Source organism: Sphingopyxis fribergensis, from assembly GCF_000803645.1.
Lineage (GTDB): Bacteria > Pseudomonadota > Alphaproteobacteria > Sphingomonadales > Sphingomonadaceae > Sphingopyxis > Sphingopyxis fribergensis.
Map to the genome: position 1 here is coordinate 1,686,619 of NZ_CP009122.1, position 23,221 is coordinate 1,709,839.

Genomic DNA, 23,221 nt, shown 5'->3' on the forward strand with positions numbered 1-23,221 from the left:
CCGATGATGCTCGACCTTGACGACGTGGACGGCACAATCCGGCGCCGGACCGAGATATGTGTGATTGGCGCCGGAGCGGCGGGGATCGCGCTGACGCGGCGTCTGCTCGCTGCGGGGCATGAGGTGCTGCTTCTCGAAAGCGGCGGCCGGGATTTCGAGGCGGCGACCGCCGACCTCAACGCCGGCTCCAACATCGGCGAAGACTATTATCCGCTCCACGACGCGCGAATGCGCTTCTTCGGCGGCACGACCGCGATATGGGGCGGGCGCTGCGCCGAACTCGATCCCATTGATTTCGAGCGCCGCGACTGGGTTCCCCATTCCGGCTGGCCGATCGGTCGGGATGATCTGGCGCCCTATTATGCGCAAGCGCGTCCGATGTTCGGCCTTTCGGATCGCCGTTTCGAGGTCGCGGACCTGCGCGCCGCGGGCGTGCCTGTCCCGCAATTCAGGGATCACCTTCTGCACACACCGATCTGGACCTTCGATCCGCGCTTCAACCGCTTTACCCTCGATGCCTGCGCCGACATGCAAGCACATCCCCGGTGCCACATCATTTGCCACGCGAGCGTCGTGGGCATCGCGCAGCGTGCGGGTTCCGTGCAGTGCCTTGAGGCACGGTCGCTGAAGGGTGGGCGGGTGATGGTGATCGCCGACATCGTCGTGCTGGCCGCGGGTGGCATAGAAAATGCGCGGCTTCTCCTCGCCTCGCACATTGGCAACGACAATGATCAGGTCGGCCGCTACTTCATGGAACACCCGCACGCGCGCGGCGGCCGCATCGTGGGCGGCGACAGCTGGAATCTGCTCAAATCCTTCGCACGGCGCCACCGCGTCGCCGGGCAGGATGTCGCGGCACTCGTAACGCCAGCCGCCGCACTCCAGCGGCGCGAGGGTATATTGAACAGCTCGCTGACGATCGTAGCCCGCCAACCGGCGCGCGCTGCACAATTTGTCGGCATGCGCGCTTACGGCAGCCTCAAGCACGATATCGCCCCGACGAGGCGGGGACGCGCGCTCTGGATGGCGACGAAAAAGGCCGCGAACTGGGCGCAGCAGCATATCGATCCGGCACGCCCCTGGTTACTGCACAAGGCGGGATTAGCCGATATCGCGCTCCTGGTTCGCGCTGAGCAGGCCCCGAACCCCGAAAGTCGCATTACGCTTGGGAGCGAGATCGATGCTCTGGGTGTCCGGCGGGTCAATCTCGATTGGCGGTTATCGGATCTCGACAAACGGAGCGTGACGGGATTGGTTCGGGCGCTGGATGAAGAAATAAGCCGGTTGGAAATAGGGCGGGTCGAGGCCGCGGACTGGCTCGCCGAAGATGGGCCGAACTGGCAAACCGATCCGCTGATCTCTTCGCACCCGATCGGCGGTTATCATCATATCGGGACAACTCGGATGTCGTACACTCCGCGCACGGGCGTGGTCGATGCGGATGGACGCGTTCACGGCGTCAGCAATCTCTATATTGTGGGTTCCTCGACCTTTCCAACCGCAGGTTGGGCAAATCCCACGCTGACGATCGTCGCGCTTGCCTTGCGAACGGCCGACCGCATATCGGCCATGCTGGCCAAGCGCCACCGAGGATCGGAAACGTCCCGGGTCACTCTGCCTATCCCGTTCTCGGTAATGAGGCGACCCCCGGCGTGCTTGGATGCGCCGGCTAACGACCCCCGATTCTGATGCCGAGGCTGACACGGCGGGGCGTTTGCGGGACAAAAAGATCTGATTCGGCCGGTTGGGCGAGCGACCCGAGCGCGAAGCGGTTTCCGGCGGCGTCGAAAAGATTGGAAACGCCGAGATGGAGTTTGGCGCTGCCCAATTTCAGCGACGCGTCGAGATCAACATCGGAAAAGCCGCCTTGCTCCCGCCCGAGTTCGGGGCCGATGCCCAGCCGCGACCGGCCGGTGTGGCGCAGCGTCGCCGATAATCGATAGGGATTTTTTGCTGAAGACGGACTATCGTATTGGACGGCCAGCCGGGCGTTCATGTCTGGAATATTGGGCAAGCGCCCCTCGGCGACGATGATGTGGCTCGGTTCCGCGGCGTTGACGATGGCCCGGTTCATCGTCACGGCGCCGTTCAGTGTCAGGCATTCGGACAAGCGCAATTGCGCATTCGTCTCGATCGTCAATGTCCTCGCATCGCCGATATTCGCGGCCGTCAGATAGCCGGCATGGTCGATGATATCGGCCTGCACGTTGCGCCAGCGGCCCGCCGATAAGCTCAAGGCCCCGGTCAGCGTCCGACCTTCGCCGTCGGGACGGCGCACCGCTGCCTCCCACGCGGAATAGTGATCGCCAGACAGCGCGATGAAACCGGCAGATGATGCCGCTGCGGTCGGCGGGCGATAGCTTTCGGCATAGCGAACAAGCAACTGTATGTCGCTGGGCAGCGTCAGCAAGGCCGATGCGCCGGGAAGTATCTTCCATCCCGCGTCGCTCCAGTCGAAAGGGGCCTCTGGGGAATTCGCGCCCGACATGTGCAGACCCCGGCCGCGCCATCGCGCCGCCCGTGCGCCGATCGAGAGGGCGAGGGGACCGATTGCCTCCGACGCTTCTCCGAACAGGATATATTCGCGTATCGAGGCTGCGGTGTTTGTTTCGAACGGTGCCTCGCTCCGGTAAAGCAACGACGAGGAAAAACGGGTCCGACTATCGACCATAGACCCGCCGACGAGCCAGCCGTTGCCCGCTGATCCCGAGCGGCTGACCCGAATTTCGGCCGAACTGACGTCCGACATCTCGCGTCGGGCGAGGGCCAGCGTGTTGGGAAGCGGCTCGCTTGCGTCGAAAATATCGCGCAGGCGCGCGTGCGAATGCGACAAGTTCGCCGCGATATCGACCCCTTCTTGCTCGCCGCGGAGCGTCGTCGATACCAGGCGGAAGCGGTTCGAGTAAGGCTGCGCAATGGCGGCCGCCCGCGCCAAAGGACCGACGCGGCGGTCGACATAGCCCGCATCGCGGCCCTCGATATCCTGCCAGACGCTGAGCATCTCGGCGCGCCAGGCACCGTCAGGCGCGACGGCCAGCGCGGCCCGGCCTCCGGATATGTCGAGCCGGTTGCTGTTGATGACGCCCCGCGCAACATCGTCGATATAGCCGCCTTCGCGCACCCGATAACCGACGAGGCGGACGGCGCCCTCGCTCCACCCGAGCGGGAGATTCACCATCGCGGCGGCTTCCGCCCCCAGCGCCCCGCCCTTGATGGCCGAGGTCGACAGGATAGCGTACAACTGCGTGTGGTCAGGGTCGGGCTGGTTGGGTTCGATCCGCATGATCCCGCCGAGCGAACCCGCGCCATAAAGTGTGCCCTGCGGTCCGAGCAGAATTTCGGTGCGGGCGATGTCATATAGGCGAAGATCGGGGTCGGGCCCCGAATAGTTGAGGCGCGCTTCGCCAAGATATTGCCCGACTATCGCCTGTGTATGTCCGCTGAAGCTGGAATCGCCGACCCCGCGCAGGAACAGCTTGTCGCGGCCGGGCCCCAGATGGGTCGAACTGAGCGATGTTCCGGCGCGTTCGATCGCTTCGGTGCCGCGGAATTCGGCTTGGGCAAGATCATCCGCCTCGATGGTCTGAACAATGCCCTGATATTGTGATCGGCTCGTCTGTCGCTTGCTTGCGGTGACGATGATCTCGGCCCTGGGTTGCATCTTTTGAATTTTGGGCGCGGGGAGGGCGGTCAGGTTCGCGCTTCGTCGCGGTCTTCGGCGGGGCGCGGGAACGAGGCGGAAACTGGAGGAATCGAGCACGACCACGTCGACCTCCAGGCCCCGAACCATCCTGCGCAGCGCCTGATCCGCTGTCATCCTGCCACGGATCTTGCCAATTTTCAGATCGGCCATCGACGGATCGGCCAGCGCGATGCTCGACCGGGTTTGTGCGCCGAGCGCCCGCAGACCGGCTTTTAACGTGCCGGCTTGAATCTCGATCCACGTCATGTCTCGGGCGTGCGCGGGACTCCCCAGCGCGAGGGCGGCGCCCGCAGCGGCGGCGATGCCGTAACCGCGCCTCATTTTCCGGGTGACAGCGTCCACCCATCGCCGTCGCGGCGCACATCGACACCAAGCAGCGGTCCAAATCGCACCATGCTGTGTTCGACGTCGATATCGAGCTGGATCGTCGCACTGATCCGCATATTCGCAGCGCCCGGTGAAACCGAAACAGGGGCTCCCAGTTCGCGCGAAAGATCGGCCGCGACGGTTTGGAGCGGCGCATTATCGTAATCGAGCCTTGGGGTGGCCCAGCGGCCGATCGCTTCCGTCGCGATCGAACCGCGAACCACGCGATTGCCAGTTGCAACAAGCTGCTCGCCCGGACGCAGTTCGGCCCGGATATTCCCGGCCTGAAACGCGACCGCGCCTTCGGCGACGGCGACCTCGGTGCTGTCGCCTTTTCGAGTGACGGTGAAGCGCGTTCCCAGATTCTGGACCATGCCGCCATCGAAAGTGACGCGAAACCGCGTGCGCGGATCGTGGACGACATCGAATAGTGCCCCGCCGGTGACAAGCTCCGCCGAGCGCGGCTTGTCGCTGTCGAGCCGCAACCGCGTCGCTTCGTTCAGGACGATCCGGCTGCCGTCGGCGAGCGATATATGCTTTCGCTGTCCCTCTCGTGTCGCGACTTCATACGTGCCGTCGGGTCGGAGCGTGAGGAAGGCGAGCATGGCAAATGCCGCCGCGGCGCCGGTCGCGAACAAGCCGGTCCGCCGCCATCGTTTCGGCGGGTCGCTGGCGGCATCGGCGCGGGAAATAAACGGCGGCGGGTCAGCCGCCAGGTCGTCGGCAATCGCGGCGTCGAGTGCCATGAGCCGCTGGTAATGGGCCGCGTGCGCGGCGTCGGCTTCGAGCCATATGGTAAACCCATCCCAGTCGTCGAACAGAGGGTCGCGCTGACGGGCGAGCCAGTCGATAGCGGCGTTTTGCGGATCGGGCCCATGTTCAGCCATTGTCTTCTTCCTTCAACGCCGCAATCGCGCGATAGGCGCGCTGAATGTCCTTTTCCACCGCGCTCAGGCTGAGGTGATAGCGTTCTGCAATGATGCGCTGGCTCAGCCCTTCGACGCGAAAGAGAAAGAAGATTTCCTGCACGCGCGTGCCACACGCGGCGAGACGGCTTCGGGCTCGCGCGATTTCCTCCTTTGCGGCCAGGCCAGCCTCCGCGGCGCTCGCCACGCCGACAAGATGTGCCTCTCCCCAGGCTGCTTCGCGCGCTATATTGCGGGCGTCCGTGCGATAGTCGTTGAGCATCAGATTGTTCGCCGCGCGATAAAGATAGCTGAGCGGATCGAAGATCGGCCCGGCCGGATTCGATGCGATCCGAACCCATAGCTCCTGAACAAGGTCTTCGGCACGGGCGCCCGCGCCGCGGGCGCGCAGGAAGCGCAGCAGCCGGTCGCGGTGCGTGAGGTAGACGGCTTCGAGACCAGTGGGAGGCGCGTCGGCGGCTTTGGTTTTCGCCCGCTCGGTCACGACTTGCCCGCGTGCCATCTCAGGCCATTTCGCCAAGCGCGCGAACGGCGAGGACGGGCAGCGAGTCGAAGGTGAGCATCCGGTCCGCCTCCGCGCTGCGCGGTGCCACCGCCGAGGGGCAGAGAATTTCCGGCATTGCGACGATGTCGAAAAGCTCGCTCTGTGGTCCGTGAAAACGCAGCCATTCTATAATGTTACCGCTCGCGAGTTCGACCACCATCACCCCGCACCATGGGGTGCCGCCGCCTATGCTGATCTGCTTGTCGATTGGCAAGCCCGCGAATGTTTCCTCGCGTGGTTTGGAAAGCGTCACGAGCGCGTGCCCGTTGTGGATCGAGAGGCCGCGCAGGAAGCCGGGGCAGAAGGCGACATCCCGGCGCTCGCTGGTATCGAGATTAAAACGGACGATCTGACCGCGTCCGCTTTCGAGGAAGAACAAATTGCGTCCGACCAGCCGCGGCGAGTGCGGCATCGACAGCCCGTCTGCCACGGTCGCCCCGGTCGCAACATCGATGATCAGCCCGCCGTCGCGGCGCTGATCGCGCCAGCCGCCCACGATGTCGCTGCGTCCCGCCGCGGTGACGAAAGCGGGCTCGCCATCGGCGCCGAAGGCCACGCCGTTGAGGTGGCAGCGATCCTCGGGGGTGAGGCGGCTGATGAAATCGGGCTTCCAGAGCGGGCGGAAACTGTGCCGGATGCTGGGGGTGGCGAGACAGGAATAGGCAGTGTTGACGAAGACGATCTGCCCGCCGCGCGTCACCCCCATTTCGTGGATATCGAGATCGCCCGTGATCTGCGCATTGCGGGGCACGAAGACCGCGTCATGGCCGGCATCGTCCTGTTCCCCCGGTGGCAGGATATTCTCGAGCCGCCATATCTCGCGCCGGCCCGCTAGATAGAGCCGCCCCGGCCGCCAAGCGAGCCCCATGGCACGGTCGAAGGCGCAGCGGCTGACCGCCACTGCGCCTTCGGGATGCGAGCCCACCAGGACCAGAAGCCCCGTCTGATAGGATGTGCAGGCGAAGCTGAGCCGGTTGTCGCGCAGCCAACCGGCCAGTCCGCGCGACGCGGATATGTCGTCCGTCAAATCCGCATCTCCGTTCGAATAGGGCGCTCCCGCATCGTCAGAAACCGATCCGGAAACCGACGCGGCCGGTCAGCCCGTCATAGCCGCTGCCGATTTCGCCCTGGCCTTCGGCGAAGGCTTCGAAGCCACCCGCGGCGCGATAGGACAGGCCGACGCGCCCTTCGCCGAAGGTTCCAAGCCGGTCGCCCTCGATGCGCTGGCTTTCGCCGGCGGTGACGGTCAGGCCATAGTCGTCGCCGAAGATCCGCACGGCGTTGCCGCTGGCATAGAGGGTAAGCGCTCCGCCGTTTGCGAAATGGCTCGTGCCGCCGAAGCGTGCGCCGATGCGTGCCTTGACCTGTTTGGATGTTTCGAACTCGAGCCGCTGGGTCGCGGTGCCAAGGCTGTCGACGTCGGTCGCCGACCAGGCCAGGCCGACGGCCGGTTCGACGAACATGCCCGTGCTGCCGAAGCGCATCCCGACCTCGCCGTCGGCGCCCCAGGTCGAGCCGTCGAGATCGTGCGCCGATGCGAACGCCGTGGTGTCCAGTTCGACGTCATGATGGTCATATTTGACGAGCAGGTTGGCGAAGAGCCGCTCACCGACATAGGCGGCATAGATGCCGACGTTGGCGGTCGACAGTTCGATCCGCTCGCCGCCGCCGCGATAGCGCAGCTTCGAGGTCGCATAGCCGCCGGTCAGGCCGACGCGCAGGGCACCCGTTTCGCCGCCGCTTCCGAACAGGTCATAGCCGATCTGGCCGCCCTGCTGTGTCTGACGATAGTCGAGGTCGATCGCATCGTCGCCGTCGGTTATGGTCCAGTCGCGCGTCGCGCGGCCGCCCTGCAGCGACCCCCAAAGGCGCGGAACCGTGCCGAGGTCGCCCATCAACGCATCGCGGCGCGACAGGCCCTGCGCGCGCCATATATCGGCGCTCGTATCCCACATATGGTCTGCGGCCTGGAGCGCGCCGAGCTGGCGAAATGTGCCCGCGCCCGCGCGGCCGACGAGGCTGTAGCTGCCGCTCGCCGCGTCATAGGTCAACGCATAGCGGACAAGGCCGATGTCGCGCGTCGCGTCGGCGAGCACAAAGGCATCGGCGGTCGATTGGCCTTCGACTTCGACGAGCAGGACGCCCTTGGCCGCGGTGATCTTCGCTTCGGTCGGATCGGTGGTCAGCGCGATCGCGGTCGATCCCGATGCCGAACCTTCGATGACGAGACGGTCCGACGCGCGGCCGGCGCCGTCGATGTCGAGGTACACGACCGCATCGCCTTGTCCGACATAGTCGCCGGAAATCGTCAGAACGTCGCCCGTCTTTTCGTTACGCAGGTCGATTGCGCCGCTGTTCTCGAAACGCTCAAGCCCGTTGAGCCGCACATCGCCCCCGGCGCGAAGCGTGCCACTGTTGCGCAGGACATCGGTGCCGCTGCCGAAATCGCTATCCTTGGTGACGACGAAAAGCCCGGCATTGTCGAACAGGTCGTCGCCCCCGGCAAACTGCAGTCCGCCGGTAATCGTACCGCTGTTTTCGAGTGCGATCGCGCCGCGGTCGACGCGAATGGCAAAGCCTTCGCCTGCTTCGATCGTGCCGCGATTGACGATTTTCGCATTGCCGGCGAAGGCGGGAAAATCGACTGGCGGCGCAACGGCGGCAACGCCGATTTGTCCGTCCTGCGTGTCTTTTCCGGGGTTGGGGCAGGGGTTGGGCGACCCGTCGCCGACGTCCGGCAGGACACAGCGCTGGCCGATCGCATCGATCACCAGCCCGTTCTGGCCGCCGACAATGCGCGCGTCTGCCCCGATTTCGATCGAGACATTCTCGCCTCTCGCCATGACCGCGTTGGCATCTTGCGAACGGATTTCGCCGCGCAGATCGAGTGTGACATTCTCGATCATGTCGGTGTCGATTGCCGCGCCCGATACCGCGCTGACATTGCCGGCAAGGATCGTGGCGCTGCCAAGACCGCGCGCGCTGATCCCCATCGAAGCCTCGCCGCTGACGGCGACATTCGCGGCGCGGATGTCGATATTCCCGGTAAAGGGCACGGGTTCGCCGGGAATATGACCGCTATAAAATTCCACGAACTGGGTTCGCGCGTGGATGCCATTTGCGCCGGCGCCTTCGGTCGTCACCTTTTGCGCTTCGATCGAAACCTGGCCGTCCTCACCAACGGCGCGGATACCTGCGGAATGATCGCCGATCGTCGAGATTTCGCCCGTCGCCAGGATGGTTGCGGACCCGTATCGGCCGACAACCCACAGCGCATCGGCGGATTCGCCTTGGGTGCTCACGCGGCCGTTCGTCAGCACGAAATTGTCGCCGCGTGTCGTCGCGCTCAGAATTCCGACCGATCGTTCGCCCTTCGTCTCCAACGAACCGAGGACGCGGACATCGTTGGTCCGGCCCATTGCAAAAATGCCGGTTGACGCATCGCCATTCGTAACGACCTTGCCGGCAATGATCGCCACCTCGCCGCGCGTCGCTTCGGCGCGGATGCCGGTTGCCAGCACGCCGTCGGTGGAAACATCCTGCACGCGCAGACTGGCGCTGCCGTATGTCGACGCTGCCTGGGCGCCGATCGCCTGATCGCCCTTCACATGGACCGATCCTGCATCGACGTCCGCTGCGCCGTCGAAGGACTGGGCGCCGATGCCGCCACCGTTTTCGGCGGTGAGCGTTCCGACACGCGCATAGGCGTTGCCCCAACCCGCCACGGCGAAAATGCCGCCGCTCTGCTCGCCCGTGAACGTTGCGTTCTCGACAGACACATAGGCGGTATCGAGGGCCGTCACCGCGACGCCCGCATTCCCGAAACCGTCGATGTTCAGATCGCCGACATTGACTATGGCGCTGCTCTCGCTGTCGACGAACACGCCGACGTTGTAATTTCCGGACAGATTGACGCGCCCGACCGAGATGGAGGTGACGCCCGCCAACATTTGCTCTTCCCACAAAACGCCGTTCGTCGCGTTGATGCCCCAGATATAGTCACCATTGCCTTCGATCGTGTCGACCACGATCTCGGTATCGCCGCCCGAAACCACTTTGATGCCGTCGGACGCGAAGCCATTGGTCGAGACCGATCCCGCGTGGATTGTGACGGTGCCCGGGCCGCCATGCTCGACGACCATCCCGCTCGAATAATCGCCGACTGTGCGCACCGATCCGACATTGATCGTCGTCGAGTCATTGGGGTTCGCTACCGTGATCCCGGCCGCGATCTCGCCAGGCGTAACCACCTCGGTCGACACGCTTGCCAGGTCGATCAGGATGTCGCCTTCTGCTTCGACGACCACGCCGGTGGCATCACGGGTGCTGATGGACGTGCCAGCGCCGTTGATGGCGACCGAACCTTTGCTTCCATATTCCGAAATGGCGATGATACCCGCGTCGCCCTTTTCAGGGTTCAGCGACAGCCCGTCCTGCAGATTGAGCGTGATGTTGCCGGGGGCGTCATAGCGGATGCCCTCGGGATAGTCGGCGCCGTCTGACGGGCAAAAAACCTCGCCGTCGACCAACGTTCCACAGGCGTCCTGCGCTTGCGCGGCGGCGGTGTTGGCCCAGAGCAGCGTGGCGAGCGCCCCCATGCTGACAGTCGCAAGGTTGCGGCGTGCGCGGCTTGAAATCATCTCTCTTCCCTTTCCATTCGTCAGCGCGAGCTGAGCGTTTTGAAAGGGAGACACCGCCGCTGACACGCACCCGCACAAATGTGACAAACTTTTTTTGTCGCGTTCGACGACACGCGCGCGAGTTGCCGGGAGCTCGCTCAGGGGAGCAGGCCATGCCGTAAAGGTCGCGCAGCGCGACGTCGGCCGACGAACGAAACCCACCGGGATCAAGCGCTGATGATGGGGATCGCCGTTCGCGATCGAATGGCGTCCAGATCGATTCCGTCGGCAATTTCCTGAACGGTCAGCCGGCCATTGTAGCGGTCGAGAAGGAAGCGGCCCAAATCCGACACGATCGCGTCCTCGACCGCTGTTCCGGTGAGGGGCAGGCTGCGAGGGAGACTTCATTGCGCTGACAATCCGCTCCACCACTTGGCGGGGCCGGTCAAACCGGTAAGGCGTCAGTCCTCAATCTTCCAGGACCGTGCAATATCAGTGGCATCAAAGGCAGTCGGCAAGTGCCAGCCTCGTTATTCGATCCGTGAACGGCTGGCGTCGGGAAGCAATATTGTCGCGAGACCGAGAAGTGGCAAATAAGCGCAGAATTTATATACCCACACGATGCCGTAAATGTCGGCGAGCTGGCCAAGGCCCGCGGCGCCGATCCCGCTGATGCCGAACATGAGGCCGAACATCAGTCCCGAAATGAGGCCAACGCGGCCCGGTACGAGTTCCTGTGCATAAACCACCAGCGCCGCGAAGGCCGAGGACATGATCAGGCCGATCGAAATCGAGAACACGGCTGTCCAAAACAAGTTCGCGTGCGGCAGGATCATGGCGAAGGGTGCGACGCCGAGGAATGACGCCCATATAACCGCCTTGCGTCCGATCCGGTCCCCCACCGGACCGCCGGCAAATGTGCCGGCAGCAATCGCCGCGAGGAAGCCGAAGAGGTAGAATTGTGACTGACGCACGCTCAGGTCGAAGCGTTCGATCAGGTAGAAGGTGAAGTAGTTGGTGAAGGCGCCGATATAGATGAACTTCGCGAACATCAGGACGCCGATCGCCGACAGGGCGCCGACGATTTCGCGACGGCTGTAGCGGGATCTCTGGGCAGGTCCCGTGGCGACTGGCAGGGCAGCGGCACAGTTTAGCCGCCAGCGGGTGATACCGAACAGCACCCATATGGCCGCGACCGCCGCAAAGGCGAGCCAGCCGACCGCGGCCTGCCCGAAGGGCAGGATGATGGCCGACGCAACGACTGGCCCCAGCGCGGAGCCCGTGTTGCCGCCGACCTGGAAGGCTGACTGCGCCGTGCCGAAACGTCCCCCCGAAGCCATGCGGGCAATGCGCGATGCTTCAGGATGAAATGTCGCCGACCCTACGCCTATCACGGCGGATGCGAGGATTAGCGATGAATAGCCGCCGGCTGCCGCAAGCCAACCCACGCCCGCAAGCGTCACGAACATCCCGGTTGGCAGCAGATAGGGCAGAGGCCGTTTATCGGTGTAGAGGCCGACCCACGGTTGCAGCAGCGAGGCCGTGATTTGGTAGACGAGTGCGATCCAGCCAATCTCCCCGAAGCTCAGATGATATTTATTCTTGAGCATGGGATAGATCGCAGGAAGCACAGCCTGGATCAGATCGTTGAGAAGATGCGCGAAGGCAACGGCGCCCACGATCTGCACAACCAGTTTTGGTCCATCCTGTCCGGGAGCGGCAGGGGAGGCGAGCTCGGGAGAATTTGGCGGGCCGGCGGTCGCGATGGTCATGGGGAGTACTTTCGAATTGTCAGGCGCACATATCGAGCCGCATCCTCGCCCGCATTGTTGTATGAGCCAATCTTTTCTGCGAATGGGACAGGATGGATTTTTATCCCGACGAGAATGACCATGTTGCCCGTCCACTGATCGCGATCGGGCACGACTATCCAGACTCATATGAGATGGCCGAACATCGCCATCGCCGCAGCCAGTTCCTTTATGCAGCCACCGGCGTCATGGCGGTGAACACGCCCAGCGGGTCATGGGTGGCTCCGCCCGAGCGCGCGGTGTGGATTCCTGCTGGCACGCCGCATTCGGTTCGCATGGTCGGCGCTGTGCAAACCCGCAGCGTTCTTGTTGAGCCCGGCGACTATGCAAGCCGAGGAGACGAATGCCAGGTCGTCGGCGTGACACCGCTCCTCCGCCAATTGCTCGGCGCGGCGGCCGACGTGCCGCCTGAATATGATATTTCGGGTCGCGACGGGCTGGTCATGCGACTGCTTCTCGCCGAGATCGAACGAGCGCCGTCGATCCCTCTCGCCGTTCCTTTTCCTACGCACGCGATCCTTGCTCGGCGGTGCCACGCGTTTCTTGAACGGCCGAATGCGGCGGCGACGATCGACGAATGGGCTGATGAAATGGCGATGAACCGGCGCAGCTTCACGCGGCTTTTCAGGCGCGAGACGGGAATGAGCTTTGCCGAATGGCGTCAGCAGGCCTGCCTGTCGGTGGCGCTACCGAAGCTTGCGGCGGGCGAGGCCATTACAACGATCGCCTATGACCTCGGTTATGACGGTCCCGGTAATTTCTCGACGATGTTCAAGCGCATGCTGGGAGTGGCCCCGAGCCGATATTTGAAGCCATAGAGAACGGCCGCATCGTCGGCTTTCGCCTGCTTCGCACTAAGAGCAGACCGTCCAACGTTTAGGGTTTCGGACGCGGGCAGGCGTCGGAAAGTCTTCGATGCCCGCACTGCGGGTGTCATAGGCTGAGCTATGTGTAAAGCGGTTTCGAGTCTGGCTTGGGGCTGAGGGTTGCTGCCCAAAAGCGGACGTGCGCGATAGCGGACCGTCTGGATTTAGATCGGCAGAGCGGACGCCGAAAAGCAGACGGGCCGATTTTGCGGTTCGGGCGTCTGTTTTTGGGCAGCGCCGGCGCAAGCTGGTCTGCTTTCAGGCGCGGGTCTGCCCTGGACGGTGGTGTTGATCGGCCGTTCCGGGTCACGGCGCCTGCATCCCGGATGAGAGCGCCGGCCGTGGCGGCGCGTGAGGCTGATGGGTGAGCGCAGAGCCCCATGTGTGAAGCACGGCGGTAATGCCGATCCGGGCGCCGAGATGCCTGGGGTCAGCGGCGATGGTCAGCATCGTATCGGCGGCGGCCTTGAACAGCGGGTCATAGACCAGCGGCTTGTTGTAATAGGCGATGGCTGCGACCTCCGCGCCATAGGCGACCGACAGTGCAGCCTGGTGTTTGAGGGAGCGTGTCGCATCGAGCAGGCGCTTCACGTCGGCCATGGTCAGTACCACTGGGATCTTGCGGGCGTGCTTGGTGCGGATCAGCTTACGCGCAAGATCGGGGCGATCGAGGGTATGCGTGAAGAAGAACCTCAGCGCGCCGACGATGCTGTTCATCGTTGGTGCGGGGACGCCCGCCTGTTGCTGCTCGATCTGGAACTGGCGCACATTCTCCGCGCTCGCGGTGTGCGGCGAGCGCCTCAGCCACGTCGCGAAGCGCCCGACTTCGCGCAGATAGTTACGTTGCGTCTCCTTGGAGCACCGACGCATTGTCATCTCGTCGATCAGGCGCTGGCGCAGCGGGCTGATCGGGTCAATCTGGATAAGCTCGTTCATCGTTCGAATCCTAGGCTGAAGGAGTCGAAAGGGTCTGCCTGCGGCTGCCCGCGTTCAATCAGGCGCGGCGCTCGCTGGCCGACTTTACATCGATACTAACGCCAATCTGCGCAGCGGTTCGTGCATCGGCCAAGAGTTCCCAAATTCGGCAACGGGGTTCAGTCGTCTTACGCGGCAGTACGCACGAAGCTGATCCGGATTAAGTGGACGGAGTTGCTCGAGAGGCGGGCCCGTTAGATACAGCTGTCAGAATCGCTTGCGCAGGCTTAGCTGGATCGTGCGGCCGAGCGGATCGGCTTCGTAGCGCTTATAGCCCGGCGCTGCAGTTCCATCGGCTAGCGTGACGCGCCGGTAACTGTCGAACAGGTTCTGGATATCGAGCGAGATGTTGAGGTTCGAAAGCCATACGGGCTTTTCCGCCACCCGCAGCAGGCGTTCGGGTTCGGCAAACAGCCGAAGATTCAGAGTCATCGCGGCCTTGTAGCGATAGTCGTGTGCACCACCGTCCACCGCGGAAGAGTAAAGTCGGAAAGCGCTTTGCCAGTTGCCGTCGAGCGTCGCTCCCATGCCCGGCCGGCCTGCAACGAGTTGAAAGCCGACACTGTGCCGCGACTGCGCCGCTCCGCCGCGCAGGCGATCGATCGGCGGAAGGCCGATCGCGGTCACCAGCTCGCTGCGCAGGCTCCATCCGTGGTTAAGCGTGAACGAAATATTCCACATACTGGCCGCGGCGATCGCGCTCGCGGTACCGTCCTTGTTTTTGGCGCGCAGCAGGGGCGACAGGGTCAGGCTGTTATTCAGCCGTTCGGTTGCGTCACGCACGAGCCGGATTGGCCGGGCGTCGACGCGAATCAGGCGCCCCGACGCATCTCGAACGAACCGATCGGGAATGGCTGCCTCGACCGCCAGCGTGAGCCCGGGAAATCCGCCGGCACCGCCCATCGACTGCTGCTTCTGATATTCGACCGAGAGCGAGAGCAACCGGGGGTCAAACGGACGCAGCGTGGCGCCCAGCGACCACGTGCGTCGCTGTCCCGATTCCAGATCGGGGTTGCCGCCGGTCACCCAGATCGGTTCGGCGATTTCCTGCCGCGCGAAATCATAAACGCGCCGTACCTCTTCCAGATAGGGCGCGGTCAATTGCTCGATCGATGGCGCGAGTTTGGCGAAGCTGAGTGAGCCGTTGATCCGCAGCGCGGGAACAGGGCTCCAGCTCGCTCCCAGTTCGAACCGCGGACGTGACGCCGCGCGCGCGTCAAAGGTCACGCCGCCGGCAAGGTCGAGCGACAGGTCGCCAAGCAGCGAATATGGATTTTCGCTCCGCCTGGCGATCGGCATCGCGAACGACAGTCGGCCATCGAATCGTTCCTGCTCAGCCCGGCCGATACGGTCGCCATCGATCACACTGCCGTCGAATCGGCTGGTCGTGCGGCTGCGGCTCATTCCAGCCGTCAGGGTCGCTGTTAGCGGTCCGGCGGGCAGATTGATGATCGATCTGTTGAAGGTCAGCCGCGTGCTCAAGCTTTCGCTCACCGACCGGTTGCGGCTGGTCCGAAACCCATCCGGGGGCACATTGTCGGCCTGGTCGATGCGCCCGTTTGCCCAGCCGCGCGCATAGTTGGCGCTGAAGATGGCACGCCCGCCCGCGAGGCGCCCCGAGAAGGTCGCGGACAGGCCGAGGTTTTGCGAACTCTGTCGGCCGAGCAGGATGGGCGTATCCGCCGAACCGGGATCGGCCGGTGCAAGGCCGAGCCATTGCCGACTGTCGCTCGTTCCCGCGTTGACGCTGAATGAACCGGTGAAACGCCCGATCGGACGCGTATGCCCCATCGAGACCGACAGCTGGTTCGTCGCGGGCAGCAGCGACAGATAGTCGTCGGGATCGACAGACGCACCGGCCTGTAGCAAAGACGGCGCGCGCGAACTTTTGAGTAACGCGCTCTCGCCAGAAAGCTGAACCTGCGCACTCCACCGCGCTTTGCCGTCTATGACGAAACGCCCCGCCGATCCATTGCCACCAACGCGCCCGCCCGCGCTGGGCAACTTCACGCCGGCCTGCGTCTCCCACGACACGAAATGCTTTTTGAGAACGAGGTTAACGACGCGCTGGTTTCCTGAATAACCGTATCGTCCGGCGGCTTCTGGGGGCAGGATGGCGAGGCGCTGAAGCGCGGCGGGCGGAAAGCGGGCCAAATCCTGAATCGAATCGACGCGCTCGCCGTTGATCAAGATGATCGGCCGTTCGTCCGGGCGCCCGGTCAGCGGGGTAATCCGGCGTATCAGCTCGCCGATTGAATAGGCGCCATAGGCATCGATCTGCTGCTCATCGAGCTCGGTTTCGGGTTCAACGAGCGCCTCGCCGTAGCGCGCGGTGACGACGATCTCCCGATCATCGCCAACCGCGATAGTTTCGCCATCGGAATGGGGCGGCGGTGGCGGGTTGCCCGCAGTCTGGCCCTGCGCCGTCGTGGGGGCAAACGGCCAAAGGCAGAGACAGCCAAGCAAGACTGCGAATTCCGGACTGCGGTGACCGAAGGGCAGGGGCGAATTGCGGCGGGCCGGCGGATCGGCCGTTATGTCCGTGCGCCCGATATCCGTTCCCCGCATCCCGCTTCGCGACTCCTCGGTATCCACTCTTGGCTGATCGTCGCCAAATCGCTCGCGGCAGGATGTCGGGCCTCTGGCCTTCGGACCAATGAATGCGGCAAGAAGGATGTGACGTCCCCACTGGAGGGCAAGGCCGCGAAACGATCAAATCGGCCGGGCATGCGTGGGGCGTGCCCGGCCGCCAAGCAAGCCGATATTAGGAGAGATCCAGATTGGGAATGGAAATCTGCGCATCGTGGATCGTGCAAATGTCGCCGGCCGGATCGATCGGCGGCAGCGTCTTGTTGGTGATCGTCAGAACCTTGGTGCTATTGTTCCAGTCGCCACGAACGGTGCCGTAGCAAGGGTCGTTGGCGATCGTGTTGGCGCCCATCGTGATGTCGACCTTGGTTGCGTCACCCGGCACCGTCGCGGCCGACCATGTACCCTGCGGGACGACGAATATGCAGCTGAAATCGCCCGGCGCGATGTCCGGCGACGAGATCGCAACGGTGGTGCTCGAAGTCACCGTTCCGTCGAACGTCACGTCGCACGTCACATTCAAGGATTGTTCCAGATTGGCATGGCCGTTGCTGCCGTTGGCGTTGCCGCTGAACGATTGCGCCTGGGCGGAGAAAGACATGGCGCTGCGACGGTTCCTATCAGGGCCGTAAATTTCTTCATGACACATCCTCTTCCATTTCAATATTGATTTGGGAAGGCGGGATGCCTCCCAGTAAATAAGACGCGGCAAATGCGGAACGGGGGGATCGGAAGCGATCTTTTCTGTGCGTTTGCAACATGACGGCCCGATCAATCGATGGGATGGGGTCGATGCTTCGAACCTCACTTCATCGCATACCCAGAAAAAACGGAGGCCGCCGTCCAACAAGGAGACGGCGGCCCCAGGGGAGAGGTTCGTGAAGCTCGCGCTGTCCGTTTGCACCAAGAAACCGAAGCCTCTCCAATCCCGTTCGCGTCGAGCCGGCGCAGCGCCGTTCCTCCCTTAAGAGGGGTTAAAATTTCATGGTCGCGTTGAGGCCGACGATGCGCGGGTCGAGTGTGAAGACATTGGTGCTGAGCCCGGTGTCGTCGCTGTTGGTGAAGGTGCCGGTGATCGGCGCCTTGTCGAACAGGTTCTTGACATACAGCTGGAGCGCGAAATCGCCTTCGCCGCGCGCGAGCGTGACTGCCAGATTGACATTATCCCACGCTTTCAACCGGTCATATTCGGTGTTGAACACACGCGCGTAACTCTTCCCCTGACGATAATAATCGCCACGGAAGGTCAGCACCCAGTCGCCGCCTTCGATAAAGGCGCTGTATTGCGCGCCGACGTTGAACGTATAGTGCGGCGCGTTGGGCAGTTCGTTGCCGCCAAGGTCGGCAAAAAAGCCTTTCCCGCCGTTCGGCGCATCGGTCAGCGGATTATAGGTGAAGCCCAGCAGCCGATCGAACTGAAACGCCGGACTGACGTTCGGAAGCTCCGGATTGAATGTACCGTAACGAGCAGACCCGGCGCATAGCGCCGACAGCATCAGCAGCTTCAGATCTTCGTTCGCACGATCATAATCCAATATCTGCCCGACGAGCGCCTTGGGCGCGATGCAGTTGGAGGGCACCTGAAGCCACGGCCGCAGCAGCATCCAGTCGGGGTTGCCCTGCGTGCGGTCCATCACGTCGATCGACTTGGCGCCCTTGTCGATCCGCGTGTCGAGCAAGCCCAGCGTCGCATCGAGCCGGAAGTTGCGCGAGGGTCGCCACGCCGTCTCAAGTTCCAGCCCCCAGGTCTTTGCGCTGAAATTCTCGTTGAGCGAGATGCGGTCGACGATCTGCGAAATCTGGTAATCCTGGTACATGTTGAAAAACGCCGCGGCGTTAAGCGTGAAGCGCCCGCCGTCGAAACTGTTCTTCGATCCGATTTCGAACGCGGTCACATATTCGGGTTTGAACGTTTCGGGCAGGGGCTGATACTGGATCACCGTCTGATCGATATCGGCGCGCGGCGGATTGGCGCCCCCGCCCTTATATCCGCGTGCAGCCGACGCATACACCAGCGTATCGTCGGTGAAGGAAAGGTCGGGCTTCCAGTCGACCACCAGCCGTCCCGTCACCGTATTCCATTTCTGCCGGATATCGGGAAATTCGCGGAAACCCCGGTTGATCGTGCCGCCGCTTACCGAGCCGCCCTGCGTCGGATCATTTTCAGATGAGCCCAGCAGCAATTGGCTGGGAACCGGAGTTGCGATTTTTTCATCGTGTGTATAGCGCAGCCCAAGCGTCAGCTTAAGATCCTCGGCTGCCTGCCAGTAAAGCTCGCCGAACACCGCTTGCGATTTGGTCCGAACCGGATTTTTGCTGCGGAAATAATTGTGACCGTCCTCGGGGCCTTCACCGATCGGATTGGGATCGACATAAACGCATTCGCGGGCCGTTAGCGTCCCTTCGCCGCAATTGCGCGTCACCCGGCCATTGTCCACGTTGCTGCCATTGAAGTTATACTGCGCAATCAGCGAGAACAGGTTGTTGTAGACGAAATAGTCATCCTGCGATTTGAAATCGAGATAATTGGCCCCGACGTTGAAGTTGACCGGGCCGTCGGAGGATGATTGCAGCCGCAGTTCCTGCGTCCATTGCCGATTGCGCGACCGGCTGAGATCGGCAGAAATGATACGGTCCGACGCGCCCAGTTGCGGATCGGTAAAGATGCCCCCTGGGGTCGGGCCCGGCACCGTCAACGGCGCGCCATTCGGTCGAACCAGCGTGGCCGAATCGTTGAACACCGGCGCCGAGACGAACCGATTATAATCCTGCGACGAATAATAACGATCGCGGGAATAGGCGCCTTGCGACACGAGCGTCAGATCGTCGCCGATTCCTATTTCCAGGTTAAGCTGGAACACATCATTCTTGGCGCGAAAGACGGGATCATAGCTGGTGGCAACCTCCCTCATGTCGCGCGATTGCACGACATCGCCATAGGGATCGAAATTGCGATCGATCGGAAAGACGAGCGGGCGGGGCGGCGGCGCGGTCGGATCCCTGCCTATGCCGATGTTGAATTGGGGAAACATGACATAGGCCAACGCCTTGGCATTGGGCGCGCCAAAGGCCGCGTCGTCGTATAGCGACGCCGACTGGCACCCCTGGCTGAAACGGCTTTGCAGGAATTCAGGCACCGCGATGTCGCCGACCTGCGCCACACCGGGGTCGGTGGTGCAAAGCTGTTTGCCGGTACGCGAGCGGTTGTCGTCCTCCTCAAAATGTTGCCAGATCGCATTGACCTTGAACCGGTCGCTCGGCTCCCACTGGATCGACGCGCGCGTCGACCACAAATCGCGGCCGTTGACCCGCTGCTGGGTGAATGTGTTGTAATCGAAGCCGTCGCGCTTCGTCATCGCGCCGGCGACGCGGACGGCCAGCGTATCGGTGATCGGCACGTTGAGCATCCCCGACAGGCGCCGCGTTTCGAAACTGCCGACCTCGCCCTTCAACTCGCCCCCAAAGCTGTCGTCGGGAAGCGCCGGGATGACGTTGACCACGCCCGCGGTCGCGTTGCGGCCATAGAGCGTACCCTGCGGCCCGCGCAGCACCTCGACCCGCTCCAGGTCAAAGAATTCGGCTTCGAACAGGCGGTTGCGGATCAGCGGGGTGTTGTTGAAGCTGACCGCGACGGCGGGGTCGTTCGACGCCGAAATCGCCTTGGTCCCGATGCCGCGGATCGTGAAGTCATAGCCACTGAAATTGCTTTTCGAAAAATTGACGTTCGGTACCGCGCGCACCAGTTCGGCGCCGCCTTCGATCTTGTGGTCGTCGAGCGCCTTGGGTGTGAAGGCGGTGACAGCAATCGGCACGTCGCTGATCTTTTCCTCGCGCTTTTGTGCCGTCACCACAATCTCGGAATCATCTTCGATTTCAGCGGCGGCGGGATTTACGTTTCCCTCCCGCGTCACCACGAATACGTTGCCGTCGCGGCGATAGCCAAGCCCGGTGCCGAGCAGCAACGTGCGCAGTGCCGTTTCGGGGTCGGACCGCTTGCTGTGGCCGGCCGTCTGCTTGCCGTTGACGATCGACGCATCGACGAGGATCGTCACACCGCTCTGCACACCGAAATCGCGTAGCGCGCGATCGAGCGACTGTGCCGGAATCCGATAGCTGGCCACCTGTTCGCGGGCCAATGCGGCATTGCCTGAAAGCGCCAGACAGCCGATCGCCGCGCCGCTCAGAAAAATCCTGCGCAAATTGCTCGCACGAAAATGCATGTGCCTCTCCCCTGTCCGGCGGGATTCATGTCCCGCTGTTTTGACGTTCGATGCGACGCCACTCAAATAGACGCGACATTTCCCGAAAAGGGGGGATGGTCGAATAAAATTTTCAACAATGTTAATATCTACGCCGGTGAACCGAGCGTTAGGAAAATTTGCGGGGTCGGGGCAATTCGATCCCCCCTCCTATGCTTTTCCTGCGTCTATCCTGTTAACTCCAGCGCAGAATGGGGCCGCAAAGACCGATTTGGGAATGATGCCGGGATGACAAATAGGGTTGGGAGCATCTCGCAATGCCTGTTCTATCAGGTTCCTTATTGACGATGGCCGTCCCGCAGCAGGATCGGGATCTGGCCGCATGGATGACGGCATATGGGCCGGGGCTGCGCCGCTATTTCCGTCGGCGCGCCGACGATGCCGATGTCGACGATCTGGTGCAGGAAGTCTTTCTGCGCCTGCAATCGGCGCAGCTGAGCGCCCCGATTGACAATGTCGAACGCTATCTTTTCACCGCCGCGCGCAATGCGCTGATTAGCCGCCATCGCCGACAGAAAGCGCGATCGACGCTGCTGCAAGCAGAACTGGAAGACGGCATCGAGATCGCCGAGCAACGCTCGCCCGAACGCATCGTCATCGGACAACAGGAATATCGCCGCGTGCTCGAGGCGATCCAGAAACTGCCGCCGCGCGCACGCGAGGCCTTTGAGTACCACCGGTTCGAGAACCTGACTTATCAGGCGATCGCACAGCGGATGGGGATTTCGAAGGAGGCGGTAAAGGAACTGATGCACCGCGCACTGGTGCGGATCGTTGCCGAGATGGAGGCGGACCTGTGAGCCGTGAAAACGCCCTCGCGCGCGCCGCTCTCCGCTCGGAGGCCGCGCAATGGTTCAACCTCGAACGGTCGGGCGACATGACCGTCGACGACGAACATCGCTTCCACGACTGGCTCGAACAATCCGACGCGCACCGCGACGCCTATCGGTTGGTCGAGCGCGCGTGGATAATCGCCGGAACGATCCCGCAGGAGCCCGAGATGCTGGCGGCCGCCGAAAATGACTTCGCGCATGGCGGTGAAAGGTCGCACTGGCGCCGGCATCTTGCGCTCGCAGCCTCGTTGCTGCTGATCTTCACGGTGAGCTGGGTGGTCCATCAGAACGGCTTTTTCGGCTTCGGTGCGGCGGAAGATCAACGCTTTCGGACGGGGATCGGCCAGACTTCAACAGTCACGCTTGCCGAAGGATCGGTCGTGACGCTCGACGCCGAAACTGAGATGAGGGTCAGCGAAACGCCGCGCGAGCGCCGGGTCGACCTGGTCGGGGGCCGCGCTTTTTTCCGCGTTGCGAAGGACGCCTCGCGGCCCTTCATCGTTAATGCAGGCGGCAAGAGCGTGCGCGCGATCGGGACTGCTTTTGAAGTCAGTTTCGAACATGGCAATATGGTGGTCACGCTGGCGGAGGGCAAAGTCCGGGTTGAAGAGGCCAGCGCGGGAACGGGGAGCGGCACCGACATGGTCCCCGGCGGCCAGCTCGTCATCGGCGCCGATCATAACTGGACCCTCCGCCGCGTCGATGTCGCCAAGGAGACGAGTTGGACCGAAGGGCGCCTGATTTTCATGCGCGATCCGCTGTCCGATGCCGTTGCCGAAATGAACCGCTATTCGCCGCGGAAGCTCGTCTTCAAGGACGGCCGAATCCCGGAAAAGGAGGTCGTCGGCGTGTTCGAAGCGGGCGACGTCGAAGGGTTTGTGAAGGCGATGGAGCTCAACGGCATCGCCCAACGCGTGTCGGCGACGGATGAAGAGATATTGCTGTCGGGAAGCGAATAGCGCGGCGCTAAGGGGTCGCAGGCGGGATTCCGGTCGGGATCAGGAACAACGGCAGAATGCGCGCGACCAGATCGCGCATGGCATCCTCTGGCTGATCGAGCATATCGCGCACATGCGGCCCGATCAGCGCGTCGCCGAATGCGCTGACCGCCATCATCAGTACCGCCGCGCGGACGCGGTCGGGCGCTGCATCGTCGGTCGACTGGCCGACGATCGCCTCGACCAGCCCGCGGACCGCTTCGCGCACGGGTTCGAGATGCTCTACATCGCCCGACAGGATGATCCACGCCGCGAGTTGGCCGGCGCCGCCTTTGTCGAATGCATCGAACACGCGGTCGGCGACGGTGCGCGGTGCTGTAGCATCGGTCTTGAGCAGTTCGACCACGTTATCGAGCGCGGTCGTCAGGTCGGTCACCATCGATCCCATCAGCGCCGACTGCAGACCCGCCGCCGATCCGAAATGGTGCAACACATTGGCGTGTGACATGCCGATTTCATGGCCGACGCTTGCCAGTGTCACCGCCGCGGGGCCGCCGTCGAGCAACAGACGTCGGGCCGCAATCAATCCCTCTTCACGCACTTCTACGCCGGAACGCTTGCGCCGCTTCTGGTGCGGTCGCGCTTGCTTGTACATGCGGTCGTCCCTTTTGCGGCCGCCGCGCCCCGCGAAGCCTTCTGCGGAAAAGCCTTACCGAAAAGCGGGCGATTGTCACCAAACTATCGCCCTTGCTTGCACCACTCTGCATATCGCTATATATACATTGATGTTAA

The 23,221-nt window shown here is 63.0% G+C and carries 15 protein-coding genes and 1 pseudogene; 4 read left to right on the forward strand and 12 right to left on the reverse strand.

Translation table 11 applies throughout. The features are described from left to right. Positions 1-3 precede the first annotated feature (3 nt). A complete protein-coding gene (locus tag SKP52_RS07920) occupies positions 4-1,689 on the forward strand; it encodes an FAD-dependent oxidoreductase (RefSeq protein ID WP_081997258.1) in 1,686 nt (561 codons plus the stop codon). Here the strand turns inward: SKP52_RS07920 and SKP52_RS07925 are convergent. From SKP52_RS07925 to SKP52_RS07950, 7 genes are all read right to left on the reverse strand, one after another. Next, on the reverse strand, positions 1,670-4,024 hold the full coding sequence (locus SKP52_RS07925) for a TonB-dependent receptor (protein WP_039573658.1): 2,355 nt from the start codon (positions 4,022-4,024) through the stop codon (positions 1,670-1,672). The genes SKP52_RS07920 and SKP52_RS07925 overlap by 20 nt on opposite strands. Next, positions 4,021-4,956 carry a FecR family protein gene (locus SKP52_RS07930; RefSeq protein WP_039573660.1) on the reverse strand — a complete coding sequence of 312 codons (936 nt, stop codon included), beginning with the start codon at positions 4,954-4,956 and terminating at the stop codon, positions 4,021-4,023. Before SKP52_RS07930 ends, SKP52_RS07925 begins: the two co-directional genes overlap by 4 nt. Continuing rightward, the gene (locus SKP52_RS07935) at positions 4,949-5,497 is read right to left on the reverse strand and encodes an RNA polymerase sigma factor (protein ID WP_039573662.1); all 549 of its coding nucleotides are present in this window, start codon (positions 5,495-5,497) and stop codon (positions 4,949-4,951) included. Before SKP52_RS07935 ends, SKP52_RS07930 begins: the two co-directional genes overlap by 8 nt. A gap of 1 nt (position 5,498) precedes the next feature. Continuing rightward, entirely contained in the window at positions 5,499-6,566 is a 1,068-nt protein-coding gene (locus SKP52_RS07940; protein WP_052207966.1) for a TIGR03032 family protein, read from the reverse strand. Positions 6,567-6,603: 37 nt separating this feature from the next. Next, positions 6,604-10,179 (reverse strand): autotransporter outer membrane beta-barrel domain-containing protein, encoded by a 3,576-nt coding sequence (locus SKP52_RS07945; protein ID WP_081997259.1) that lies wholly within the window; start codon positions 10,177-10,179, stop codon positions 6,604-6,606. Between the two features lie 206 nt (positions 10,180-10,385). Then, complete coding sequence (locus SKP52_RS27200) at positions 10,386-10,511, reverse strand: hypothetical protein (RefSeq protein WP_267128044.1); 126 nt, start codon at positions 10,509-10,511, stop codon at positions 10,386-10,388. A 177-nt stretch (positions 10,512-10,688) separates the two neighbouring features. Continuing rightward, a complete protein-coding gene (locus tag SKP52_RS07950; RefSeq protein WP_039573669.1) occupies positions 10,689-11,930 on the reverse strand; it encodes an MFS transporter in 1,242 nt (413 codons plus the stop codon). Positions 11,931-12,022: 92 nt separating this feature from the next. On the opposite strand from SKP52_RS07950, the gene SKP52_RS07955 reads away from it, so the two are divergent. Then, positions 12,023-12,787, forward strand: a complete 765-nt coding sequence (locus SKP52_RS07955) for an AraC family transcriptional regulator (RefSeq protein ID WP_039573672.1) — start codon at positions 12,023-12,025, stop codon at positions 12,785-12,787. A gap of 399 nt (positions 12,788-13,186) precedes the next feature. Here SKP52_RS07955 and SKP52_RS07960 read toward each other — a convergent pair. The 4 genes and pseudogenes from SKP52_RS07960 to SKP52_RS07975 all read right to left on the reverse strand — a co-directional run. Next, a pseudogene (locus tag SKP52_RS07960) lies at positions 13,187-13,771 on the reverse strand (phage integrase N-terminal SAM-like domain-containing protein); the annotation flags it as partial. Between the two features lie 246 nt (positions 13,772-14,017). Next, positions 14,018-16,378: a porin family protein gene (locus SKP52_RS07965; protein ID WP_148309060.1), complete on the reverse strand. Its 2,361-nt coding sequence runs from the start codon at positions 16,376-16,378 to the stop codon at positions 14,018-14,020. 196 nt (positions 16,379-16,574) lie between these two features. Beyond that, complete coding sequence (locus SKP52_RS07970) at positions 16,575-17,000, reverse strand: hypothetical protein (RefSeq protein ID WP_039573678.1); 426 nt, start codon at positions 16,998-17,000, stop codon at positions 16,575-16,577. Between the two features lie 373 nt (positions 17,001-17,373). Then, positions 17,374-20,619 (reverse strand): TonB-dependent receptor, encoded by a 3,246-nt coding sequence (locus SKP52_RS07975; protein WP_081997260.1) that lies wholly within the window; start codon positions 20,617-20,619, stop codon positions 17,374-17,376. A gap of 326 nt (positions 20,620-20,945) precedes the next feature. Here SKP52_RS07975 and SKP52_RS07980 point away from each other — a divergent pair, with 326 nt between their 5' ends. Both SKP52_RS07980 and SKP52_RS07985 read left to right on the forward strand, forming a co-directional pair. Further along, complete coding sequence (locus tag SKP52_RS07980; RefSeq protein ID WP_052207968.1) at positions 20,946-21,458, forward strand: RNA polymerase sigma factor; 513 nt, start codon at positions 20,946-20,948, stop codon at positions 21,456-21,458. After that, a complete protein-coding gene (locus tag SKP52_RS07985; RefSeq protein ID WP_052207970.1) occupies positions 21,455-22,450 on the forward strand; it encodes a FecR family protein in 996 nt (331 codons plus the stop codon). The genes SKP52_RS07980 and SKP52_RS07985 overlap by 4 nt, the downstream gene beginning before the upstream one ends. Before the next feature lie 7 nt (positions 22,451-22,457). Here SKP52_RS07985 and SKP52_RS07990 read toward each other — a convergent pair whose 3' ends face one another. Further along, the gene (locus tag SKP52_RS07990; protein ID WP_039573679.1) at positions 22,458-23,084 is read right to left on the reverse strand and encodes a TetR/AcrR family transcriptional regulator; all 627 of its coding nucleotides are present in this window, start codon (positions 23,082-23,084) and stop codon (positions 22,458-22,460) included. Positions 23,085-23,221 lie beyond the last annotated feature (137 nt).